Raw genomic sequence first — 20969 nt, forward strand, 5'->3', positions numbered from 1 at the left:
CCAACGTTTACCAGGAGCTGCCCCGTGCCTCTTTCGCTACTTATTCTGGCCCTGAGCGCCTTTGCCATCGGCACCACCGAATTCGTCATCATGGGCCTGCTGCCCGATGTGGCGGCTGACCTTGGTGTATCTATCCCCGGCGCAGGCTGGCTGGTCACCGGCTATGCGCTGGGCGTGGCCGTCGGCGCGCCGTTCATGGCCATGGCCACGGCAAAACTGCCGCGCAAGGCTGCGCTGGTCACGCTGATGGGCATTTTTATCATCGGCAACCTGCTCTGCGCACTGGCCAGTGACTACAACGTATTGATGTTCGCCCGCGTGGTTACAGCGCTGTGTCATGGTGCGTTCTTCGGCATCGGCTCAGTGGTTGCCGCAGGGCTGGTGCCTGCCAATCGCCGCGCTTCGGCGGTAGCGTTGATGTTCACCGGTCTGACCCTGGCCAATGTACTGGGCGTGCCTTTGGGTACTGCATTGGGTCAATACGCAGGCTGGCGCTCGACCTTCTGGGCGGTAACAGTCATCGGCGTGATTGCGCTGATCGGCCTGATCCGCTTTCTGCCGACCAACCGCAATGAAGAAAAACTCGACATGCGCGCCGAACTGGCCGCACTGAAAGGTGCCGGTATCTGGCTGTCGCTGACCATGACCGCGCTGTTTTCAGCGTCCATGTTCACCCTGTTCACCTACATTGCCCCGCTGCTCGGCGAAGTCACCGGCGTATCGCCCAAGGGCGTGACCTGGACCCTGCTATTGATCGGCCTGGGCCTGACCGCAGGTAACGTGATTGGCGGCAAGATGGCCGACCGCCGCGTGTCATCCACGCTGATTGCCGTGTTTGTTTCGATGGCGGTGATCTCAACCGCTCTCAGCTGGACCAGCGCCGCGTTGATCCCGACTGAAATCACCCTGTTCCTCTGGGCGGTCGCTGCCTTTGCCGCCGTACCCGCCTTGCAGATCAACGTGGTGACCTTCGGCAAAGCCGCGCCCAATCTGGTTTCAACCCTGAACATCGGCGCTTTCAATGTTGGCAACGCGCTCGGTGCCTGGGTCGGTGGCAGCGTCATCGCCCACGGCCTGGGCCTGACCAGCGTACCGTTGGCCGCAGCCATGCTGGCTGTGCTCGCGCTGCTGATCACGCTGATTACTTTCCGTCAGACCGGCAACCCCGATCTGGCACCTGCTACACACTGATCAATCACGAGGATTCGACACATGACGACTATCTTTGACCCGATCACCATTGGCGATCTGCAACTGCCAAACCGCATCATCATGGCGCCACTGACGCGCTGCCGCGCCGACGAAGGCCGCGTGCCCAATGCATTGATGTCCGAGTATTACGTGCAACGTGCTTCTGCAGGCCTGATCCTGACTGAAGCCACATCGGTCACGCCGATGGGTGTTGGTTACCCGGACACACCCGGCATCTGGTCCAACGATCAAGTACGTGGCTGGAGCAACATCACCAAGGCCGTGCATACCGCTGGTGGCCGCATCGTGCTGCAACTGTGGCACGTTGGCCGCATCTCCCACCCGGCGTACCTGAACGGCGAAACTCCGGTGGCCCCTAGCGCTATCGCAGCTGAAGGCCACGTCAGCCTGATGCGCCCGATCACCCCGCTGCCGACCCCGCGCGCGCTTGAACTGGCGGAAATCGGTGACATCGTCGAGGCCTATCGCGTCGGTGCGGAAAACGCCAAGGCTGCGGGCTTCGACGGCGTGGAAGTACACGGTGCCAACGGCTACCTGCTGGAACAATTCCTGCTGACCGGCTCCAACCAGCGCACTGACGAGTACGGCGGTTCGGTAGAAAACCGTGCCCGTCTGCTGCTGGAAGTGACTGATGCGGTCATTGAGGTGTGGGGCGCTGGTCGCGTGGGCGTACACCTTTCGCCTCGCTTCGACATGCACGACATGAGCGATGCTAACCGCACTGAAACCTTCAGCTACGTGGCCAAAGAGCTTGGCAAGCGCGGTATCGCGTTCATCTGTGCCCGTGAGCGTGACGCCGAAGACAGCCTCGGCCCGCAGTTGAAGAAGGATTTCGGAGGCGTCTACATCGCCAATGAAAAATTCACCAAGGACACCGCAAATACCTGGCTGGCAGAAGGCAAGGCCGACGCTATCGCATTTGGTGTGCCTTATATCGCCAACCCGGACCTGCCTGAGCGCCTGGCCAGCGATGCACCTCTGAATGAAGCGCATCCCGAAACGTTCTACGGCAAAGGGCCGGTCGGCTATATCGACTACCCACGCCTGTAACACGGCGCTGCAACAGCAAAAAACCCTGACTCGCAAGAGCCAGGGTTTTTTATCGCCCGTACTTATTGCTGTTACAGCTTAGCCTCAGGCCCGACTGTACCTAGCACATTGCCTTCGGCATCAGTGATCGTGCCGTCCGTTAACTTCCAGCGACCGTCGGGGTAGTTGACAGAGCCATCTGCCATGACCCAGGTCCCGTCCTTGTGTTGAACATCGCCGCCGGGGTGCTCGACCGAACCGTCGGCACGCACGGTGGTGCCATCCAGGTGTTGAACAGTGCCATCCGTGTGCTTCAAGGACTGGCCATCTGCCGCCGCAACACTTCCATTCGGATAGCTGACCGTACCATCCGGGTTGAAGACACTGTTGAGCGGGTGGATCAGTTGTAAAACACCGGTGCCCGTGTTGATGATTGCCAGCAGCTTGTCCAGGCGCGAAGGTGCCTCAGGGGCCGGCGGTAACTTTCGCGCAACGGGTGGTTTGATAACCGGTTTAACAGGCGGTTTTACAGGTGGCCTCACTGGCTTTTTCACCTTGATCGAGGGTTTCACAGGCGGTCTCACCGGACCTGTCACCTTGACCGGAGGTTTTACAGGTGGCTTTACAGGCGGTTTGAACTTCACCGGTGGCTTGGCCCGCTGGAGTAGCAAATCCTCCGGATAACCCGGTACTTCGGCGTAAGTGGGCAACGGCGTCCTGGCAACTTCGTCTACTCCCTGGCCTGAGTCTTCAGCCGGGATGTAATTTTCGGTCGTTTCTTGCGGGGTATCGGCGTACATCTCATTGATTCCATTCATTATTGAAACTCCATTTATTTAACAGTCAGGCAAGCGTAAGCCTTCCCTCCATTGGCAAGCACATATCTATTTAACGAGTACAAAAAAATGTCAGGAAATTTGCCAGCGGCTATCTGCTATGGCCAGCCGCCGGCAAGTCTCGCCTTCAACGACGCGCGTTGAGCTGTTGCGACAGATTCTGGATCTGGCTGGTGAGGGTATTGATATTGCGGGTGACCTGAGCACGAAACGCGTCGAACTCGGCAGTATTGGCCTCTGCTGAAGGGGCCGGGCGGTTTTCCTGCTCGCTTTTCATGACCATCAGGTCCTGTTCCAGGCGCTCGACAGCAGCCGACGGGTTGCCCTGTTTCTTCAGTGTCGCAACATCGGCTGCCACGCTTTTGATCTGCGCATCCAGCTTGCCCTGATCGGCCTGTGCGGTTTTCAGATCGGGCAGCGCGGCTTTCAGCGTGGTCAGCTCAGCGACGACGCTTTTGAGCTGCTCCTGCAACTGCGCGCTTTCACTGTGCTGCTGGGCGGTTTGCGCGGCCATCTGCTCCAGGCGCTTGTCGAGACTGCCCTGCTGGCCTTCAACGCCCTCGCGCTGTTTGTCCTGATCTTCCAGTTGCGCTTCCAGCAGCTTGATGCGCTGCTTGAGCGCCTCGCCATCGCTGGACAGCGCCTCGGTCGCAACGACTTTGCCGGAAATATCCTGCAGGCGTCCCGCCGCTTCTTCGCTGATGCGCGCAAAGCTCTCCTGAGTGGCGACCAATTGCTGCTCCATGAGAGAAACTTGCTGAAAGCTCCACCAGCCCAGACCACAAAAGGCAATGAACAGCGCGCCGACCAACGCCCATAACGGTCCTGTGTTCGGCCCCTTTACCTTGACCACCGGTGTGGTACGCGAATAGACCGTGGTGCGTTCGCGTGCACCATTGCCCGGCGCGAAGTCGTCATCATCGTCCTTGGCGCTCAGGCTGGGAACGTCATCGACGTCATCGTATGGATCGTTGCGCATGAATAACCCTTCAGGAAGCTGTTAAACCAAAGTCGGGCAGTATAACAACAGCGCGTAACCAATCTCACTGTGCCACTACCGCATTCAGATTGCGTGCTGTGCCTGCCACCAGCCACAGAATTCATCCAGCGCCGTCCACAGGCTGACCTGAGGCTGATAATCCAGATAATGCCTGGCGCGACTGATATCAAGCGTAAAATCCCTGTTCATGACCTGCATGCCCATTCTTGACAGGGTAGGTTCAGGTCGGCCCGGCCACAGCAGGCAGGCACCTTCATTGATCGCCGCGGCACTGTAGGCCAGCCCGTATGAACGATAACGGGTGACTTGAGGCAGATGCATCTGGCGCATCACATAATTGATCGCATCCCACAGCGGGACCGGCGTGCCGTTGCTGATGTTGTAGGCCTTGCCCAGCGCCGAGCCGGTTGCCAGCAAGCTGCTCAGCATGGCTTCGTTGAGGTTGTGCATGCTGGTGAAATCCACCACATTCAAACCGTTGCCGACAATCGACAGACGCTTCTTGCGCTGCATGTGCAGCAAACGCGGGAAAATACTGTTGTCGCCTGCGCCGGTGACAAAGCGCGGCCGCAGGGCGATCACCTCCAGGCCGAACTCTTCGGCACCGAAGACCTTTTGCTCGGCCAGGTATTTGGTCGCCGCATAGTGGTTATGGAAGCGCTTGGGCACCTGCTCTTCCTTGATGCCACGGTGCGACTTGCCATCAAAGTAGATGGAGGGCGACGAAAGATGAACCAGCCTTCGCACCCTTTGTTTCAGGCAGCCTTCGACGATATTTTCGGTGAGCTGCACGTTGCCCTGCATGAAATCCTGGCGCCGTCCCCACAGGCCGACCGAGCCTGCGCAGTGCACCACCGCTTCCACGTCATCGCACAGCGCCCGCACCAGATAAGGGTCAGCGAGGTCGCCCTGGATGAACTCTGCGCCACGCCTGACCAGGTGCTCGACACCTTCGGCACGACGGCCATTGATCCGTACGCTCATGCCCTGCTCAAGGGCAAAACGCGCAAAGCGTCCGCCGATGAAGCCGCTCGCGCCGGTGACCAGAATCTTCATTTACCGCTCCGTTAACGCATCTGCAGGAAAGGAAAAACCCTGCCTGCATGGATTACACATGATCATGTTGACGATCATTCCTCGCTCAGCGGCACCAGCCAATTGGCCGAATGTTGCACAAGATGTTCGGTAAGCCGGGTCAAGAGCTGCCCGCCATTGCGCCAATGGTGCCAGTACAGCGGCACATCGATGCAGCGCTCCGGCAGCAATTCAAGCAGAGTGCCGCTGCGCAATTGGTCGCGCACCTGCAACTCGGGCGCAAGGCCCCAGCCCATTCCGGCCTCGATCATACGTATGAAACCTTCGGAGGACGGGCACAAATGATGCTCGAAGCCGTCCTGAACACCAAGAAGTGCCAGATAACGATGCTGCAAAAGGTCGTCCGGCCCGTACACCAGCGCTGCCGATCTGGCCAGGTTTTCCGGGCTCACACCGTGCGGAAAATGGCGGGCGATGAATGCCGGACTGGCCAGCGCCCGATAGCGCATGGCCCCCAGCAACAGGCTGCGCGCCCCGGCCACCGGACGCTCGCTGCCACACAGGCAGGCCGCGACCTCGCCGGCACGCATGCGCTTGAGGCCTACGTCCTGATCTTCAACGACCAGATCCAGCAACAGCCGGTGTTGCGTGCAAAACGCGCCGATGGCCGGTGCCCACCAGGTCGCCAGACTGTCGGCATTCAAGGCGATTCGCAGACGCTCGGGCATGCCCTCTTCATCCAGCGCCGGCACCTGACTTTGCAAGTCGCGCTCCAGCAGCCGGACCTGCTGCACGTGATTGAGCAGGCGCCGTCCGATGTCGGTCGGGCTCGGTGGCGTCGCCCGCACCAGCACCGGCAGACCAATGCGTGCCTCCAGCAATTTGATGCGCTGCGAAACCGCAGATTGAGACAGCCCCAGTACCTGAGCGGCACGCTCAAAACCGGCTTGCTCGATCACAGCCGCCAATGCAGATAACAATTTGTAGTCGAACATCAGTTTTCCTAATGAGCGATGAACATTATTTATTTTCCTTATAGCGCTCAACGCATAAGAATCGCCATCCGAATCTGCTCAATGGAACGTCTTTATGTGGCAAAGCTACCTCAATGGCCTGCTGATCGCGGCAGGCCTGATCATGGCTATCGGTACTCAGAACGCTTTTGTGCTCGCTCAGGGCCTGCGCCGTGAACATCACGTACCCGTCGCGCTATTGTGCATTGTCTGCGACGCCATTCTGGTAGCGGCAGGCGTCTTCGGACTGGCCAATGTGCTCGCACAAAACCCGACATTGCTGGCGGTAGCGCGCTGGGGCGGGGTGATATTCCTGAGCTGGTATGGCCTGCAGGCATTGCGCCGCGCCTGCTCGCGGCAAAGCCTTGAACACAACGCAGCCGTTGGCAAAAGATCATTGCGCACGGTGTTGCTCAGTGCGCTGGCCGTTACCTTGCTGAACCCGCATGTGTATCTGGACACCGTGCTGCTGATTGGCTCGCTCGGGGCGCAACAGGACGTGCCGGGGGCTTACGTGGCCGGTGCTGCCAGCGCCTCGCTGCTGTGGTTCTCAAGCCTGGCACTTGGCGCGGCATGGCTCGCGCCCTGGCTCGCCCGCCCCGCCACATGGCGCATGCTGGACGTGATGATCGCCGTGATGATGTTCAGCGTGGCCTTTCAGTTGATCCGCTCAGCCTGACCGGTTTCATGAGCGCCAGGTCAAACGCGTTGGAACCTCTATCCCACACAGTTGTTGCGTGGTTAAGCCGCAGACCCGGTGCTATGATCCGGGGTCTGCGCCGCAAAAGAGTAAAACTCCCGGTGCATGCTGTATCTGGCCGCCCGTGATCGGCCGTGCGATTACCGCAATTGACCTGAAAGGAGATAAACCATGGCTTTTGAATTGCCGCCACTGCCCTACGCCAAAGACGCTCTGGTGCCGCACATTTCTGCGGAGACTCTGGAATATCACCACGACAAGCACCACAACACCTACGTCGTGAACCTGAACAACCTGGTGCCAGGCACCGAGTTCGAAGGCAAGACCCTGGAAGAAATCATCAAGACCTCTTCGGGCGGTATCTTCAACAACGCCGCTCAGGTCTGGAACCACACGTTCTACTGGAACTGCCTGGCCCCTAAAGCTGGCGGCGAACCTACCGGCGCGCTGGCCGAAGCAATCAACAAGGCGTTCGGTTCCTTCGACAAGTTCAAGGAAGAGTTCAGCAAAACCTCCATCGGCACTTTCGGCTCCGGCTGGGGCTGGCTGGTTAAGAAGGCTGACGGCTCTCTGGCTCTGGCCAGCACCATCGGTGCCGGCAATCCGCTGACCAGCGGCGACAAGCCATTGCTGACCTGCGACGTCTGGGAACACGCCTACTACATCGACTATCGCAATCTGCGTCCGAAATACGTAGAAGCGTTCTGGAACCTGGTGAACTGGGACTTCGTGGCCGAGCAATTCGCAGCCTGAGTCCAGCGTCATCGAAAAAACCCGGCCTCGCGCCGGGTTTTTTATGCTCCAGGTTTACACCTGTAGTCTTTCCGGATTCGTGTTCAATAAACGGCGTCAGACTTCGACCTGCCAGTCAGGTGAACAGCAAATGTTTTTTCGCCTGCCGCTGTTACTTTGTGTATTGTCAGAAAACGCTAGCTGACTCGCATCACGACGTAATTCTTTACAGTGTTCTGCTCAAGTTACCCACCTGGCCACCCGACACACTCAGGTGGCTTGGGCCAGTAGGTGCAAGGAACGCGAAGATCAGCCAGACGCACCGTTTCTGACCACGTCACGACGGGCGGATCTGGCTTTTCGAGGGTCATGGGGCGATATGTCCTCCGACACGAACTAAGGAACGGCCATTGAAGCTGGAACTCAAGAATAGCCTGTCGGTAAAGTTGCTGCGCGTCGTACTGCTTTCGGCGCTGCTGGTAGGCGTCATACTCAGCTGTGCGCAAATCGTTTTCGACGCCTACAAGACGCGTCAGGCCGTGGCCAGCGATGCTGAACGAATTCTCGGAATGTTCCGCGATCCCTCCACGCAGGCCGTTTACAGCCTGGACCGCGAAATGGGCATGCAGGTCATCGAGGGTCTGTTCCAGGACGACTCGGTACGCATGGCGTCGATAGGCCATCCCAACGAAAGCCTGCTGGCAGAAAAAGACCGCCCGCTGAAAAACTCTCCAACCCGCTGGCTGACAGACCTTATCCTCGGCCAGGAACGCAGCTTCACCACCCAACTGGTCGGTCGCAGCCCCTACAGCGAGTATTACGGCGACCTGCGTATCACGCTGGACACCGCCAATTACGGCGAAAGCTTTCTGGTCAATGCCGCAATCATCTTCATCGCGGGTGTATTGCGTGCATTGGCAATGGGGCTGGTGTTGTACCTGGTCTATCACTGGTTGCTGACCAAGCCACTGTCGAAAATCATCGAACATCTGATCGCGATCAACCCTGACCGTCCCAGCGAACACCAGTTGCCATTGCTCAAGGGCCACGAGAAAAACGAACTGGGGATTTGGGTCAATACCGCCAACCAACTGCTGGCCTCCATCGAGCGCCACACTTATCTGCGCCACGAGGCGGAGAACAATCTGCAGCGCATGGCGCAATACGATTTCCTGACCGGCCTGCCCAACCGACTTCAGTTGCAGACCGGGCTGGACAGAATTCTCGAAGATGCGGGGCGTCAGCAGCACAGGGTCGCGATTCTCTGCGTGGGTCTGGATGACTTCAAGGGTATCAACGAACAGTTCAGCTATCAGGCAGGCGATCAACTGTTACTCGCGCTGGCTGACCGGCTGCGCGCCCACAGCGGACGACTTGGCGCTCTGGCGCGATTGGGCGGCGATCAGTTTGCACTGGTGCAGGCCAAAATAGAGCAACCTTACGAGGCAGCAGAGCTGGCGCAGAATATTCTGGATGAGCTGGAGGCCCCGTTTATAGTCGGTGAACAGCAGATCCGGTTACGAGCGACCATTGGCATCACGCTGTTTCCCGAGGACGGCGACAACACCGAGAAACTCCTGCAAAAAGCTGAACAGACCATGACGCTGGCCAAAGCCCGCTCGCGTAACCGGTATCAGTTCTACATCGCCAGCGTCGACAGCGAAATGCGCCGCCGTCGTGAACTCGAAAAAGATCTGCGCGACGCCTTGCCGGGCAATCAGTTATACCTGGTCTATCAACCACAGATCAGCTATCGCGATCACCGCATCGTTGGCGTAGAAGCCTTGATCCGCTGGCAACATCCAGAGCATGGTCTGGTGCCGCCGGATGTATTCATCCCGCTGGCCGAGCAGAACGGCACCATCATCGCCATCGGCGAATGGGTGCTTGATCAGGCCTGCCGCCAGTTACGCGAATGGCTTGATCAGGGCTTCACCGACTTGCGCATGGCGGTCAACCTGTCGACCGTGCAACTGCACCACGCGGAACTGCCGCGTGTGGTCAACAACCTCTTGCAGATCTACCGCCTGCCACCGCGCAGCCTGGAACTGGAAGTGACCGAAACCGGCCTGATGGAAGATATCAATACCGCCGCCCAGCACCTGCTGAGCCTGCGACGCTCCGGCGCCTTGATCGCCATTGATGATTTCGGTACCGGTTACTCGTCGCTGAGTTATCTGAAAAGCCTGCCGCTGGACAAGATCAAGATCGACCGGAGCTTCGTTCAGGACCTGATTGACGACGACGATGATGCCACCATCGTGCGGGCCATTATCCAGCTGGGTAAAAGCCTTGGCATGCAGGTCATCGCCGAGGGTGTGGAGACGCTCGAGCAGGAAGCCTATATCGTCACCCAGGGCTGTCACGAGGGCCAGGGCTACCTGTACAGCAAGCCGCTGCCCGGTCGGGAACTGCTGGCCTACCTGAAACAGTCGAGAGAGCGGAACGCCGCCAGCCTCTGAACGGCCCTGAACGGTACGGCTCTTTCGAGCCATCTTGAAACCGACTGTTACAACCTGCTGAATGCCTGAACACGACCGCAAAGGCGTTTTGCCTTTACATCGAATGCAAATCTTTCGCATCATGTCGCAGATTTTCTGGGCGCACCCCGCCATCAACTTTCTCGACGCAGGATTCCGTCATGATTCGTATGCCTCTGGCAACCGCTAGTCTGTTGGCCATCGCTATCTCTCTCGCCGGTTGTGGCGAAGGCAAGGACAAGGCTGCCGCCCCGGCACCCGCGCCAGCTGCTGCTCCGGCGACTCCCGCGGCGACGCCTGCTGCCCCTGCTCCGGCTGCAGCCGCCCAGACTGACGAAGCGGCGGCCAAGGCTGTGGTCGCGAATTACGCCAATATGGTTTCTGCGGTGTTCGACGACGCCGAGGCTGGTGCGAAAAAACTGAGCAGCGCCGTCGACGCATTCCTGGCCAAACCCAACGATGAAACCTTGAAAGCCGCACGGGATGCATGGGTAGCTGCGCGTGTGCCTTACATGCAGAGCGAAGTCTTCCGCTTCGGCAACACCATCATCGACGACTGGGAAGGACAGGTTAACGCCTGGCCCCTGGACGAAGGCCTGATCGACTATGTCGCCAAGGATTACCAGCACGCGCTGGGCAACCCGGGCGCGACTGCCAATATCATCGCCAACACCGAAATTCAGGTGGGTGAAGACAAGGTCGACGTGAAGGAAATCACCTCCGAAAAACTCGCCAGCCTGAACGAGCTGGGCGGTTCCGAAGCGAACGTTGCTACCGGCTACCACGCCATTGAATTTCTGCTGTGGGGCCAGGACCTGAACGGCACCGGCCCTGGTGCCGGCGCACGTCCGGCCAGCGATTACCTGGAAGGCGCTGGCGCAACCGGCGGCCACAACGACCGCCGCCGCGCCTACCTCAAGGCCGTTACCGATCTGCTGGTCAGCGATCTGGAAGAAATGTCCGGCAACTGGAAGGCCGGCGTTGCCGACAACTACCGTGCCACGCTGGAAGCTGAATCCGGCGAAAGCGGTCTGCGCAAAATGCTCTTCGGCATGGGCAGCCTGTCGCTGGGTGAACTGGCGGGCGAACGCATGAAAGTCGCACTGGAAGCCAACTCCAGCGAAGACGAACACGACTGCTTCAGCGACAACACGCACAACTCGCACTTCTACAACGGCAAGGGTATTCGTAACGTTTACCTGGGCGAATACACGCGCACCGATGGCAGCAAAGTCAGCGGCCCGAGCCTTTCGTCTCTGGTTGCCAAGGTAGACCCGGCCACCGACGCCACTTTGCGCGCCGATCTGGACGACACCCAGGCCAAGCTGCAGGTCATCGTTGATCACGCCAACAAGGGTGAGCACTTCGACCAGTTGATCGCTGCCGGCAACACGGCAGGCAATCAAGTGGTGCGTGACGCCATCGCTGCGCTGGTCAAACAGACGGGGGCTATCGAACAGGCCGCTGGCAAGCTCGGCATCACTGACCTGAACCCGGACAACGCTGATCACGAGTTCTGACAGGTACTGTTTGCGGTAACAACCAATGCCGGTCAGTTCGCTGACCGGCATTTTTTATGCCTGACCGATATGCGTTGCTTTCAACTGCTGAGCGCCCCGACCATTACAGAAACGAGTTCCCGAGCTTCAATACAACGTATCCGCAATGCGTCCCGGCAAAGCCTTGTCATAGGCATCACCATCGATCTGCTCGGCCGAAACCGCTTTTAGTATTTGCCCGGCAGTCGGCAGCGCGCTGCGTTCGATGTGCCGGGTTGCATCCCATAAACCGGACCTGATGGTTGCCCTGCTGCATTGGAAGTACACGCTGGTCACGGAGATGCGCAGCACTGACCTGGGCAGTTGGCCGTTCACCTCGAAACGCGACAACAGTTCGGGCTGAACCGATATCTGCGCTGTTCCGTTGACCCGTAAGGTCTCGCCCACGCCAGGGATGAGGAACAGCAACGCGACACGTGGGTCGCTGATGATATTGCGCAAGGTGTCGATGCGGTTGTTGCCGCGCCGGTCAGGCAGATAAAGCGTCTTGCTGTCCTCGATATGCACGAAGCCCGCCTGATCACCACGCGGGGACGCATCAAGGCCGTCGGGCCCGGCAGAGGCCAGCACAACAAAGGGTGCCGACTCGATGAAGGGCCGGTAAACCGCGTGAATATGGTCGACTTCCTTGGTCATGGAAGGAGGAGCAATCGGGCCATAGAGCGCTTCCAGTGCTTCGGTGGTGGTCACGAACGCGCTGTTTTCCGGGTTATCCATTGATGTGGTCTCTGCTGGGTGTTTTATCTGCGTGTGTGCTGTCAACTTCGACATGTGCAGCATAGGCAAAAATGCCGGGAGCAGACCAGCCTCAGAGATTCGTAACAACGCATTACGTCAGAGCAGGCAAACGATAATCCCTCTTATTCAAACCGCACGAGGCTGATAAGCTTGCACGCCCCGATTTTTCGCCCCGTTGCAGGATGTCTATGAGTACGCGGCTCCGTCTATCCCTTGCCTTGCTTACGACTCTGGCCGTGAGTGCATGCGATGACGCCCCGCGTTTCACTCATGCCGAGCCGGGAGAAGCCTTGTCCGGTGGCAGTGCGACGGTCAGGAAGAGCGATCAGAATGCCTTTTCCATGCCCTCGGCCAACTTGTCGCCCGTGCGGCGCCTGGACTTCAGTGTCGGTAACAGTTTTTTCCGCAGTCCATGGGTGATTGCGCCATCGACCACCACAGCTCGTGACGGACTCGGGCCGTTGTTCAACACCAACGCCTGCCAGAACTGCCACATCAAGGACGGTCGTGGTCATCCACCCGAAGCTGGCGACAGCAATGCCGTGTCGATGCTGGTCAGGCTGTCGATTCCTGACGACCCGGCCTACGCCGATCTTGTGCAGCGTAACGGCGTGCTGCCTGAACCGACTTACGGTGGGCAGTTGCAGGACATGTCAAACCCCGGCGTAGCCCCCGAGGGCAAGGTGCGGGTCGAGTACGATGCGCTGACGGTCGAGTTTCGCGATGGCACCTCCGTCGAGCTGCGCCAGCCGACCCTCAGAATCACCCAGTTGGGCTACGGACCGATGCACCCCGATACCCACATCTCGGCGCGCATAGCCCCGCCGATGATCGGCCTGGGATTGCTTGAGGCCATTGCCGATGAAGCAATCCTTGCCAATGCCGACCCCGATGACAAGAACGCCGATGGCATCTCGGGACGCCCCAACTGGGTCTGGGACGATGCACAGCAAAAGGTCGTCATGGGCCGATTCGGCTGGAAAGCCGGGCAACCCAACCTCAACCAGCAGAACGTGCACGCCTTTTCCGGCGACATGGGGCTGACCACCAGCCTGCGCCGCTTTGATGACTGCACGCCAGCCCAGACCGATTGCCTGGCAGCGCCCAACGGCAATGGCCCGAACGGCGAGCCAGAGGTCAGCGACAACATCCTGCGTCTGGTGGAGTTCTACACACGCAACCTCGCGGTTCCGGCACGCCGCAAGGTCGATGACCCGCAAGTGCTGGCGGGCAAGAATCTGTTTTTTCAGGCGGGCTGTCAGCAATGCCACACGCCCTCATTCAAGACCCGTAGCGACGCTGCCGAGCCTGAGCTGGCCAATCAGGAGATTCGCCCGTACAGCGATTTGCTGCTGCATGACATGGGCGAGGGGCTGGCCGATAACCGTACCGAGTTCCAGGCCACCGGCCGCGAGTGGCGCACCCCACCGCTGTGGGGGCTGGGCCTGACCGGCACCGTGAGCGGGCACACCCAACTGTTGCACGATGGTCGCGCCCGCAATGTACTTGAGGCGATACTGTGGCATGGCGGCGAAGCACAGGCGGCGCAGCGGCAGGTTCTGGCATTTGACGCGCAACAGCGTGAAGCGCTGTTGGCGTTTCTGAATTCGTTATGATTGCTCCCTTTCCAGAATCGTCTCGTTCAACATGATTTTTTCAAAATCATCTTTCGAAAATAAATAAAGGAGCCGGACATGTTCCGACCCAAGTTGTTGCTGACCAGCCTTGCGGCGCTTGCATTGGGTGCCTGCTCGCCATCCGACCCTCAGGCGGTCACGTCCGCAGCCATTGCCAAACAGGTAATCCTGCCGACCTACAGCCGCTGGGTCGATGCTGATCGTCAGTTGGCAACCAGCGCACTGGCGTTCTGTCAGGGCAAGACTGATCTGGCCACAGCCCGCGCCGACTTTCTCAAAGCGCAGAAGACCTGGGCCGAACTGCAACCGCTGTTGATCGGCCCACTGGCCGAGGGCAACCGCGCCTGGCAAATACAGTTCTGGCCAGACAAGAAGAACCTGGTTGGCCGGCAGGTCGAGCAGCTGGTGACGGCACAGCCGCAGATCACTGCTCAGGAGCTGTCCAAGGCCAGCGTCGTGGTGCAAGGTTTGTCCGCTTACGAATACATTCTGTTCGACGCGGAAATCGACATGGCCAATAGCGAACAGAAAGCGCGCTATTGCCCGCTGCTGATGGCAATCGGCGAGCGTCAAAAGCAGCTTGCCGAGGAAATCCTCACCAGTTGGAACAGCACCGATGGCATGCTTGCGCAACTGAGCAAATTCCCCAACCAGCGCTACGCAGATTCTCATGAAGCCATCGCCGAACTGCTGCGGGTTCAGGTCACGGCCCTCGACAGCCTGAAGAAGAAACTGGGCACGCCACTGGGTCGCCAGAGCAAGGGCCAGCCACAACCCTTCCAGGCAGATGCATGGCGCAGCAAATCGTCGCTCAGCAGCCTGGAAGCCAGCCTGATCAGCGCCGAAACGGTGTGGACCGGTGTCGACAACAAGGGCCTGCGCAGCTTGCTGCCCGCCGAGCAGAAACCGCTGGCTGACAAAATCGATGCGGCCTACGCTACCAGCCGCAAATTACTGTCGGAACTCAAGCCGCCGCTCGCCGACCTGCTGGCCACCGAAACAGGACGTCAGCAACTCAATGCGTTCTACGACAGCCTCAATGCGGTGCACCGCCTGCACGAAGGCGAGCTGGCCAGGGCATTGGGCATTCAGTTGGGCTTCAACGCCAACGACGGCGATTGATCAAGAGGTACACGTGATGTTGCGACGTCAGGCCATGGCCCTCGGCAGTCTCTTGCTCAGCGCTTTCACGCTGGGCGGCTGGACGCTGTTCAGGCAAAAAGACGCACCCCCTCTGCTGCTCTCCGCTCGCGACGATGGCGAAGGCAAACACTACGCGGTGGGTTTCCGGCTCGACGGAACGCAGGTATTTGCCACCCAGGTGGGCCAGCGCTGCCACGACATCATCAATCATCCCGATCTGCCGATTGCGGTGTTCATCGCACGTCGTCCAGGCACTGAAAGCTATCTGATCGACTTGCGTGATGGCCGCTTGCTGCAAACCATCGCTTCGCAGCCGAACCGGCACTTCTATGGTCATGCGGTGATTCACCGCGGCGGCGAATGGCTGTATGCGACGGAAAACGACACCCTTGACCCAGGCCGAGGGCTACTGGGCGTCTATCGATTCGTTGATCAGCGACTGGTGCACTCGGCTGAAATTCCTACGCACGGTATTGGTCCGCATCAGGTTTCGTGGATGCCGGATGGCGAAACGCTGGTGGTCGCGAACGGCGGTATTCGCACCGAAGCGGAAAGCCGGGTAGAGATGAACCTGAATGCCATGCAGCCCAGCCTGGTGATCATGCAGCGTGACGGTATATTGCTGAGTAAGGAGACTCTTTCCCAGCAGATGAACAGCGTGCGTCACATGGGCATCGCCAGCGACGGCACCATCGTGGCAGGCCAGCAGTTCATGGGCGACAGCCACGAAGTAGCCGAGTTGCTGGCAATCAAACGGCCGGGGCAGCCCTTTCAGGCCTTTCCGGTGGCAGAAGAACAACTGCGGGCGATGGCTCATTACACCGCAAGCGTTGCAGTGCACAGTGATCTGCGCCTGGTAGCCCTGACAGCGCCGCGTGGCAACCGGTTCTTTATCTGGGATCTGGACAGCGGTGCATTGAGGCTGGATGCGCCGCTACCAGACTGCGCAGGCGTGGGTGCGGTAGCCGACGGGTTTGTCGTGACTTCGGGCCAAGGGCGTTGCCGCTTTTATGATTGTCGCAAAGCGCAACTGCTGGCCAAGCCGTTGGATCTGCCCGCAGGGCTGTGGGACAACCATCTTCATCTGGCCCAGGCGGGATAGTCAGCAGTCAGGCAGCAAAGCGCCTCAGTTCCTGACCCCGGCCCCTTGCGCCAGGCTGTACATGAACAGCAACAGGTCATGGTCGGGCTGCACGCTCACCAGACTCTTGGCCACACGCGGCAACGGGCAATATCCCTCGCCGTGCTGTGTCGTGAGTATCTGGGTAGACGGTTGTTCAAGCGCTGCCACTGCGACGGTGGCAATTGCCAATGCACCGAAGATAAACAGACCTCTTGCCATTTCTAGCTTCATGACTCTAAACCTTTGATAGAGCTGCCAAACGCTGCCTGATAAAAGTAGATCAACTTTTGCCAGTCTGCAGCGCTGAATGACGAATGGCGTCGTAGCTGTTTCATATCATGCTGGGCCGCCCCTTGGGCTGTCAGGCGACGACGGCCTTTTTCGAGGTCCAGCAAGGCAACCTCGACTTTGGCATCCGGCCCCTCACCGGTCACACGTACAAATATGTGTTTGATATACAGGCAGCTGTGCTGCCAGCGGCCAAGGTGCATACGGGCCAGGGTAGCCGCCACGTCCTTGAGCACGAGCTCATAAAACAGCTCGCCATGCCGCTCGCGCCCTCCGCCAGCCTCCCACTTTTCTATCTCTTCGAAACCTTCCAGCGCCACCGTGACCAGCAATGCCCGCCAGGCATTGTCCTCGCCACGCTCGGCACCGCAAAACACCACTTCCGGCACAACTACGCCAAGCTTGCGCAGACCCTCAAGCGCTTCGCGCTCACGCAATACAGTCGGTCGCCCCAAAGGGTGCAGCAAACTGCGGTATATATGCCCTGTCTGACGCTTGGCATAAAGCGTTTGCCCGTTGTCCATCGTGAGCCGCTGTACACCACTCTCTCCACCTCGACGGGCATTGGGCTCTTCAACCCATTCGCCGTGCTGACTCCAGAAATGGTTGAACTCATCCTGCACCGAGTTCACAACTGGCTCTTTCAAGGACTGCAAACCCATCTGTTTACCTTTTACGTAAGACATAGACACGCCACATGGCGTACATCGGCAGAAAATCCATTCGGTTCTGGATACGAAATCCTGCCTGTTCAAATTCGGATTCTGCGGTAGCAACCGGTAACACAAAACGATTCTGGTAACTTTCCTGCCCGTTTTTCTGCAGGCGCTGTTTCTCAAGGCGTGCACGCTTCCATGCTTTGAAATTGCCATCGACCCACAATGAGACAATCACACTGTCACGGGTTACGCGCTGGAACTCACGCAATAGAGCCATCCGGTCGCTTGACTGGCCGACATGGTGCAGCAGGCGCATGCAGAAGATGCTGTCTACTGCGTTATCAGGCAGGTCGATGTCAAAGGCAGATGTCTGCAAAGGTTGTACCCTTTTTACAACTTCTGCCGGCTGTGATGCACAAGCGGTACTGAGCATGTCTGCGGAGTTGTCAGCACCGATGATCGAGCGGTTCGGTTTCTCGGCCAACAATGGCCAGAAACGCCCTGCACCGCAAGGCAGGTCCAGCACCAGGCCCGGGTCACCGGCCAAGTGAAGCGCCTTTCTCGCCAGTTGTTCATCGCGATGATGCGACAACTTGCGCCACAAACCGTCCTGATGCTTTTCAAGGTACTGACGAGCATGCGACTTGTCGTACTTGCGGGAAAACTCGAGTTCTATACGGTCGCTCATGGGAGCCGCTCCTGACGTTGATGCGGGCCAAACTAAAGGCACCGCTGTCACTGTCAGGTCATCTGAATGTGAAAATATTGTTACCTTTGTACTTCAGATGTTTCGAGATTTTACAGAGAGTTAAACGCCATGTGTGACTTATCGACGAAGTGCGGTCGATTTACCGCCACACACTGAGGTGGATTTGCTCAAAATGAACATCAGGTTTTGTTCAGGTTCAATGTCACTTCGAACCGGCAACCGTGCGGCTCCATGGGCGTGAGATCGACGCTCCATCCCTGGTTGGCGCAGATGCGCTGCACCAGTGACAAACCAAGGCCCAGGCCTTCCCCGCGCTGCTCATTGCCACGCACAAATGGCTCGAACATGGCCTCGCGTTTTTCCTCTGGAATACCGACGCCACTGTCTTCCACGGTAAAACTTTCGGCGTGCAGGGTCAGCGCAATGAATCCGTAATCGGTGTAGTGCAGCGCGTTGCGCAGCAAATTGCCCATCACGGCATGGAGGAAGGTCGCGTTGTAACGAATTTCGGACAGCTGGTCATCGGCAGGTGGCGTGTAGGTCAGTTGCAGCCCCTTGCCTTCTATTGGATCACGCCATTGAGAGATCAACTGTTCGGCCACCCCGACCAGCGTGGCCTTGGGCGTCATAGCCGGGTCTTCACGCTGGGTGCGGGCGAGCATCAGGAACGTTTGCACCAGATCACGCATCTCTTCGCAGGCGCGGCCAATACGCTCGACCTGACGACGCCCTCGCAGGTCGAGCGCAGGGTTTTCCAGCAGCAGCTCGCAGGAGCTGGCCAGCACCATCAGCGGGGTGCGCAGCTCATGACTCACGTCACTGGTGAACATGCGTTCACGAATCAACGCTTGCCTCAGACGCCCCAGCGTTGCATCGAACGCCACCGCCAGCTCGCCGACCTCATCAGCGGCGTAGTCAGGCGCCAGTGGTGGTGCCAGCCCCAGCAACTGGTCACGGTGACGAACCTGCCTGGCCAAACGCACTACCGGCGCCATCACCCGGCGGGCCAACACCCAGCCGAGAAATACCGCCAGCGCCAACGCCAGAACAAAACCGACCAGCACGACCGCGAACAGGACCCGCTCACGCTCTTCAAAATCGCTCTGATCCTGAAGCAGAGCGTAATGCCGACCGTCCACCACCTCGATCATGGCGTGGTACGACAGTGGCCCACGGAAGACCTCATGAAAACCGGGTTCAAGGTGCCGAAGGTCTTTGGGCAGATCGAAATCGCCCGGACCGTTGCTGAAGTAGAACAACTGATCGGGCTTGGGCCGGTGGCTCCAGTCACTGACACTGTCCATCAGCATCAGGCGATTAAGATCGCCGCCGAGGCCGGCAGAAATCAGTTTTTCTTCGACCAGATGGACCGTGGAGATGATACCGATGGCGAAAGACCCGGCGACCAGTGCGCTCATCAATGCAAAGGCAATGATGATCCGTTGGGCAAGACTCTGTTTAAACTCCATCCCGGCCCTCGGCCAAGCGATAGCCCACACCGTGCACGGTCTGCAACAGCGGTTTGCCGAACGGTTTGTCGATCACTTGACGCAACTGGTGCACATGGCTGCGCAGGCTGTCGCTGTCCGGGCAGTCGTCGCCCCACAGTGCCTCTTCCAGAATCTCGCGGCGCAGTACATGCGGGCTTTTCTGCATCAGGACGGCGAGCAGCTTGAGCCCGACCGGGTTGAGCTTGAGCATCCGGCCTTCACGCGTCACCTCAAGGGTATCGAGGTCATAGACCAGATCGGCCACCTGCAACGTCCGTCGCCCGCCGCCCTGGGCACGGCGCAACACCGCTTCGATGCGCGCGGCCAGTTCGGACAGGGCGAACGGCTTGAGCAGGTAGTCATCAGCGCCAGAGCGGAAGCCTTGCAGACGGTCGTCCAGTTGATCGCGTGCGGTCAGCATGATGACCGGGGTATCACGACGGGCATCTTCGCGCAGACGCTTGCACAGCGTGTAGCCGTCGATGCCCGGCAGCATGATGTCGAGGACAATCAGGTCATAATGCTCGGTGGCTGCCAGGTGCAGTCCTGAGAGGCCATCCTGAGCGCAGTCGACGGTATAGCCTTTCATGCCCAGGTAATCGGCCATGTTCGCCAGGATGTCGCGGTTGTCTTCAACCAGAAGAATTCGCATAACGCACTCTCATATGCAGTTTGGGCTGGCGCAGCTTAAGACGAAGTGAGCGTCAGGGCCAGCGCCGATATGGTATGACGATTTTTTCACCTATGATTTACAAAGCACATGACACACTTTGAGACAAACCGTCGCACACAATGAACGCGGCATGCCTTTCACCGATCTGGATTCGATATGTCGAAAACCGTCGCCCCACCCTACTCTCGCCCAATCAATCCGTGGATTTATCTGGGTATCCCCGCTGTTGTAGCGCTGACCCTCGTACTCCTTGAGCTGACTTCGCTGGACATGGACATCGCCAGGCTTGCCTTCGATCCCGTCAGTGGGCAATTCATTGGCAGGCACAGCTATTTTCTGGAAGACGTCCTTCACGACCGCGCCAAACAACTGGTGATGGTTTTCGGCGTACTGGCCATGATCGGCTTTGCTGCGTCGTTCAAGGTAGAACGTCTGATCCCCTGGCGCAGAGAACTGGGTTGTCTGGTGCTGTCCATGGCGCTTTCAACCGCCTTCGTGACGCCAGTAAAAGTGATGACCTCGGTGCAATGCCCCTGGAGCCTAACCGAGTTCGGCGGCCAGGAAACTTACAGCGAATTGTTGAGCCCGCGCCCTGCCACCGACAAGCCAGGGCGTTGTTGGCCAGGTGGTCATGCAGCCACCGGTTTTACCCTGTTTGCCCTGTTCTTCGCCTTGCGCGACCGCCGCCCGAGAATGGCGAAAATGGGTTTGGCCCTGGCCTTCGGTTTGGGAACAGTGTTCTCCATCGGGCGGATGCTGCAAGGCGCGCACTTCTTTTCCCATAACATCTGGACTGCAGTGTTTTGCTGGCTGATCTGTCTGGGGGTTTACTACTTTGTGCTTTACCGCCCCGAACCCAAGGGTCTCGAGAACAGCAAGGTACAACCGACGCATTGATTGATCCGGCACACAA

19 protein-coding genes and 1 pseudogene are annotated in these 20969 nt (G+C 58.8%); 10 read left to right on the top strand and 10 right to left on the bottom strand.

Annotated features, from left to right (window positions below):
* The first annotated feature begins 24 nt into the window (after nucleotides 1–24).
* Entirely contained in the window at nucleotides 25–1191 is a 1167-nt protein-coding gene (locus tag RYC17_RS05640) for an MFS transporter (protein WP_005734688.1), read from the top strand.
* Between the two features lie 21 nt (nucleotides 1192–1212).
* Entirely contained in the window at nucleotides 1213–2262 is a 1050-nt protein-coding gene (locus RYC17_RS05645; protein WP_002555001.1) for an alkene reductase, read from the top strand.
* Nucleotides 2263–2333: 71 nt separating this feature from the next.
* On the opposite strand, the gene RYC17_RS05650 is transcribed toward RYC17_RS05645, so the two are convergent.
* The 4 genes from RYC17_RS05650 to RYC17_RS05665 form a co-directional block, all read right to left on the bottom strand.
* Nucleotides 2334–3041 carry a hypothetical protein gene (locus tag RYC17_RS05650; RefSeq protein WP_316902651.1) on the bottom strand — a complete coding sequence of 236 codons (708 nt, stop codon included), beginning with the start codon at nucleotides 3039–3041 and terminating at the stop codon, nucleotides 2334–2336.
* Between the two features lie 163 nt (nucleotides 3042–3204).
* Nucleotides 3205–4056: an ATPase gene (locus RYC17_RS05655; protein ID WP_316887753.1), complete on the bottom strand. Its 852-nt coding sequence runs from the start codon at nucleotides 4054–4056 to the stop codon at nucleotides 3205–3207.
* 84 nt (nucleotides 4057–4140) lie between these two features.
* Nucleotides 4141–5133 carry an NAD-dependent epimerase/dehydratase family protein gene (locus RYC17_RS05660; RefSeq protein WP_004656428.1) on the bottom strand — a complete coding sequence of 331 codons (993 nt, stop codon included), beginning with the start codon at nucleotides 5131–5133 and terminating at the stop codon, nucleotides 4141–4143.
* Between the two features lie 74 nt (nucleotides 5134–5207).
* Entirely contained in the window at nucleotides 5208–6107 is a 900-nt protein-coding gene (locus RYC17_RS05665) for a LysR family transcriptional regulator ArgP (RefSeq protein ID WP_316902633.1), read from the bottom strand.
* Between the two features lie 94 nt (nucleotides 6108–6201).
* Here RYC17_RS05665 and RYC17_RS05670 point away from each other — a divergent pair, with 94 nt between their 5' ends.
* From RYC17_RS05670 to RYC17_RS05685, 4 genes and pseudogenes are all read left to right on the top strand, one after another.
* Nucleotides 6202–6804, top strand: a complete 603-nt coding sequence (locus tag RYC17_RS05670; protein WP_058409273.1) for a LysE/ArgO family amino acid transporter — start codon at nucleotides 6202–6204, stop codon at nucleotides 6802–6804.
* A 192-nt stretch (nucleotides 6805–6996) separates the two neighbouring features.
* Nucleotides 6997–7578: a superoxide dismutase [Fe] gene (gene sodB, locus RYC17_RS05675; protein ID WP_058400741.1), complete on the top strand. Its 582-nt coding sequence runs from the start codon at nucleotides 6997–6999 to the stop codon at nucleotides 7576–7578.
* A gap of 389 nt (nucleotides 7579–7967) precedes the next feature.
* A pseudogene (locus tag RYC17_RS05680) lies at nucleotides 7968–10029 on the top strand (putative bifunctional diguanylate cyclase/phosphodiesterase).
* Between the two features lie 169 nt (nucleotides 10030–10198).
* Nucleotides 10199–11557, top strand: coding sequence for an imelysin family protein (locus RYC17_RS05685; RefSeq protein WP_058409274.1), 1359 nt, complete (start codon nucleotides 10199–10201; stop codon nucleotides 11555–11557).
* Nucleotides 11558–11683: 126 nt separating this feature from the next.
* On the opposite strand, the gene RYC17_RS05690 is transcribed toward RYC17_RS05685, so the two are convergent.
* Nucleotides 11684–12313 carry a pyridoxamine 5'-phosphate oxidase family protein gene (locus RYC17_RS05690; protein WP_058400737.1) on the bottom strand — a complete coding sequence of 210 codons (630 nt, stop codon included), beginning with the start codon at nucleotides 12311–12313 and terminating at the stop codon, nucleotides 11684–11686.
* 209 nt (nucleotides 12314–12522) lie between these two features.
* Between RYC17_RS05690 and RYC17_RS05695 the strand changes: the two genes are divergently transcribed.
* The 3 genes from RYC17_RS05695 to RYC17_RS05705 all read left to right on the top strand — a co-directional run bounded on the left by RYC17_RS05695 (nucleotide 12523) and on the right by RYC17_RS05705 (nucleotide 16216).
* Nucleotides 12523–13950: a di-heme oxidoredictase family protein gene (locus RYC17_RS05695; protein ID WP_316902634.1), complete on the top strand. Its 1428-nt coding sequence runs from the start codon at nucleotides 12523–12525 to the stop codon at nucleotides 13948–13950.
* 78 nt (nucleotides 13951–14028) lie between these two features.
* Nucleotides 14029–15093, top strand: a complete 1065-nt coding sequence (locus RYC17_RS05700) for an imelysin family protein (protein ID WP_122259151.1) — start codon at nucleotides 14029–14031, stop codon at nucleotides 15091–15093.
* A 16-nt stretch (nucleotides 15094–15109) separates the two neighbouring features.
* Complete coding sequence (locus RYC17_RS05705; protein WP_316902635.1) at nucleotides 15110–16216, top strand: DUF1513 domain-containing protein; 1107 nt, start codon at nucleotides 15110–15112, stop codon at nucleotides 16214–16216.
* Between the two features lie 24 nt (nucleotides 16217–16240).
* Here the strand turns inward: RYC17_RS05705 and RYC17_RS05710 are convergent, their stop codons facing one another.
* The 5 genes from RYC17_RS05710 to colR form a co-directional block, all read right to left on the bottom strand.
* A complete protein-coding gene (locus RYC17_RS05710) occupies nucleotides 16241–16468 on the bottom strand; it encodes a hypothetical protein (RefSeq protein WP_002555016.1) in 228 nt (75 codons plus the stop codon).
* Complete coding sequence (locus RYC17_RS05715) at nucleotides 16465–17187, bottom strand: lipopolysaccharide kinase InaA family protein (RefSeq protein WP_230018931.1); 723 nt, start codon at nucleotides 17185–17187, stop codon at nucleotides 16465–16467. The genes RYC17_RS05710 and RYC17_RS05715 overlap by 4 nt, the downstream gene beginning before the upstream one ends.
* 4 nt (nucleotides 17188–17191) lie before the next feature.
* Nucleotides 17192–17872, bottom strand: a complete 681-nt coding sequence (locus tag RYC17_RS05720) for a class I SAM-dependent methyltransferase (RefSeq protein ID WP_002555018.1) — start codon at nucleotides 17870–17872, stop codon at nucleotides 17192–17194.
* 200 nt (nucleotides 17873–18072) lie between these two features.
* The gene (locus RYC17_RS05725; protein WP_002555019.1) at nucleotides 18073–19362 is read right to left on the bottom strand and encodes a sensor histidine kinase; all 1290 of its coding nucleotides are present in this window, start codon (nucleotides 19360–19362) and stop codon (nucleotides 18073–18075) included.
* Nucleotides 19352–20035 (bottom strand): two-component system response regulator ColR, encoded by a 684-nt coding sequence (gene colR / locus RYC17_RS05730; protein ID WP_002555020.1) that lies wholly within the window; start codon nucleotides 20033–20035, stop codon nucleotides 19352–19354. Before colR ends, RYC17_RS05725 begins: the two co-directional genes overlap by 11 nt.
* Before the next feature lie 177 nt (nucleotides 20036–20212).
* Here colR and RYC17_RS05735 point away from each other — a divergent pair, with 177 nt between their 5' ends.
* Entirely contained in the window at nucleotides 20213–20953 is a 741-nt protein-coding gene (locus RYC17_RS05735) for a phosphatase PAP2 family protein (protein ID WP_058400732.1), read from the top strand.
* The last annotated feature ends 16 nt before the right edge of the window (nucleotides 20954–20969 follow it).

The organism is Pseudomonas syringae group sp. J248-6, assembly GCF_032586995.1.
Classification (GTDB): domain Bacteria; phylum Pseudomonadota; class Gammaproteobacteria; order Pseudomonadales; family Pseudomonadaceae; genus Aquipseudomonas; species Aquipseudomonas amygdali.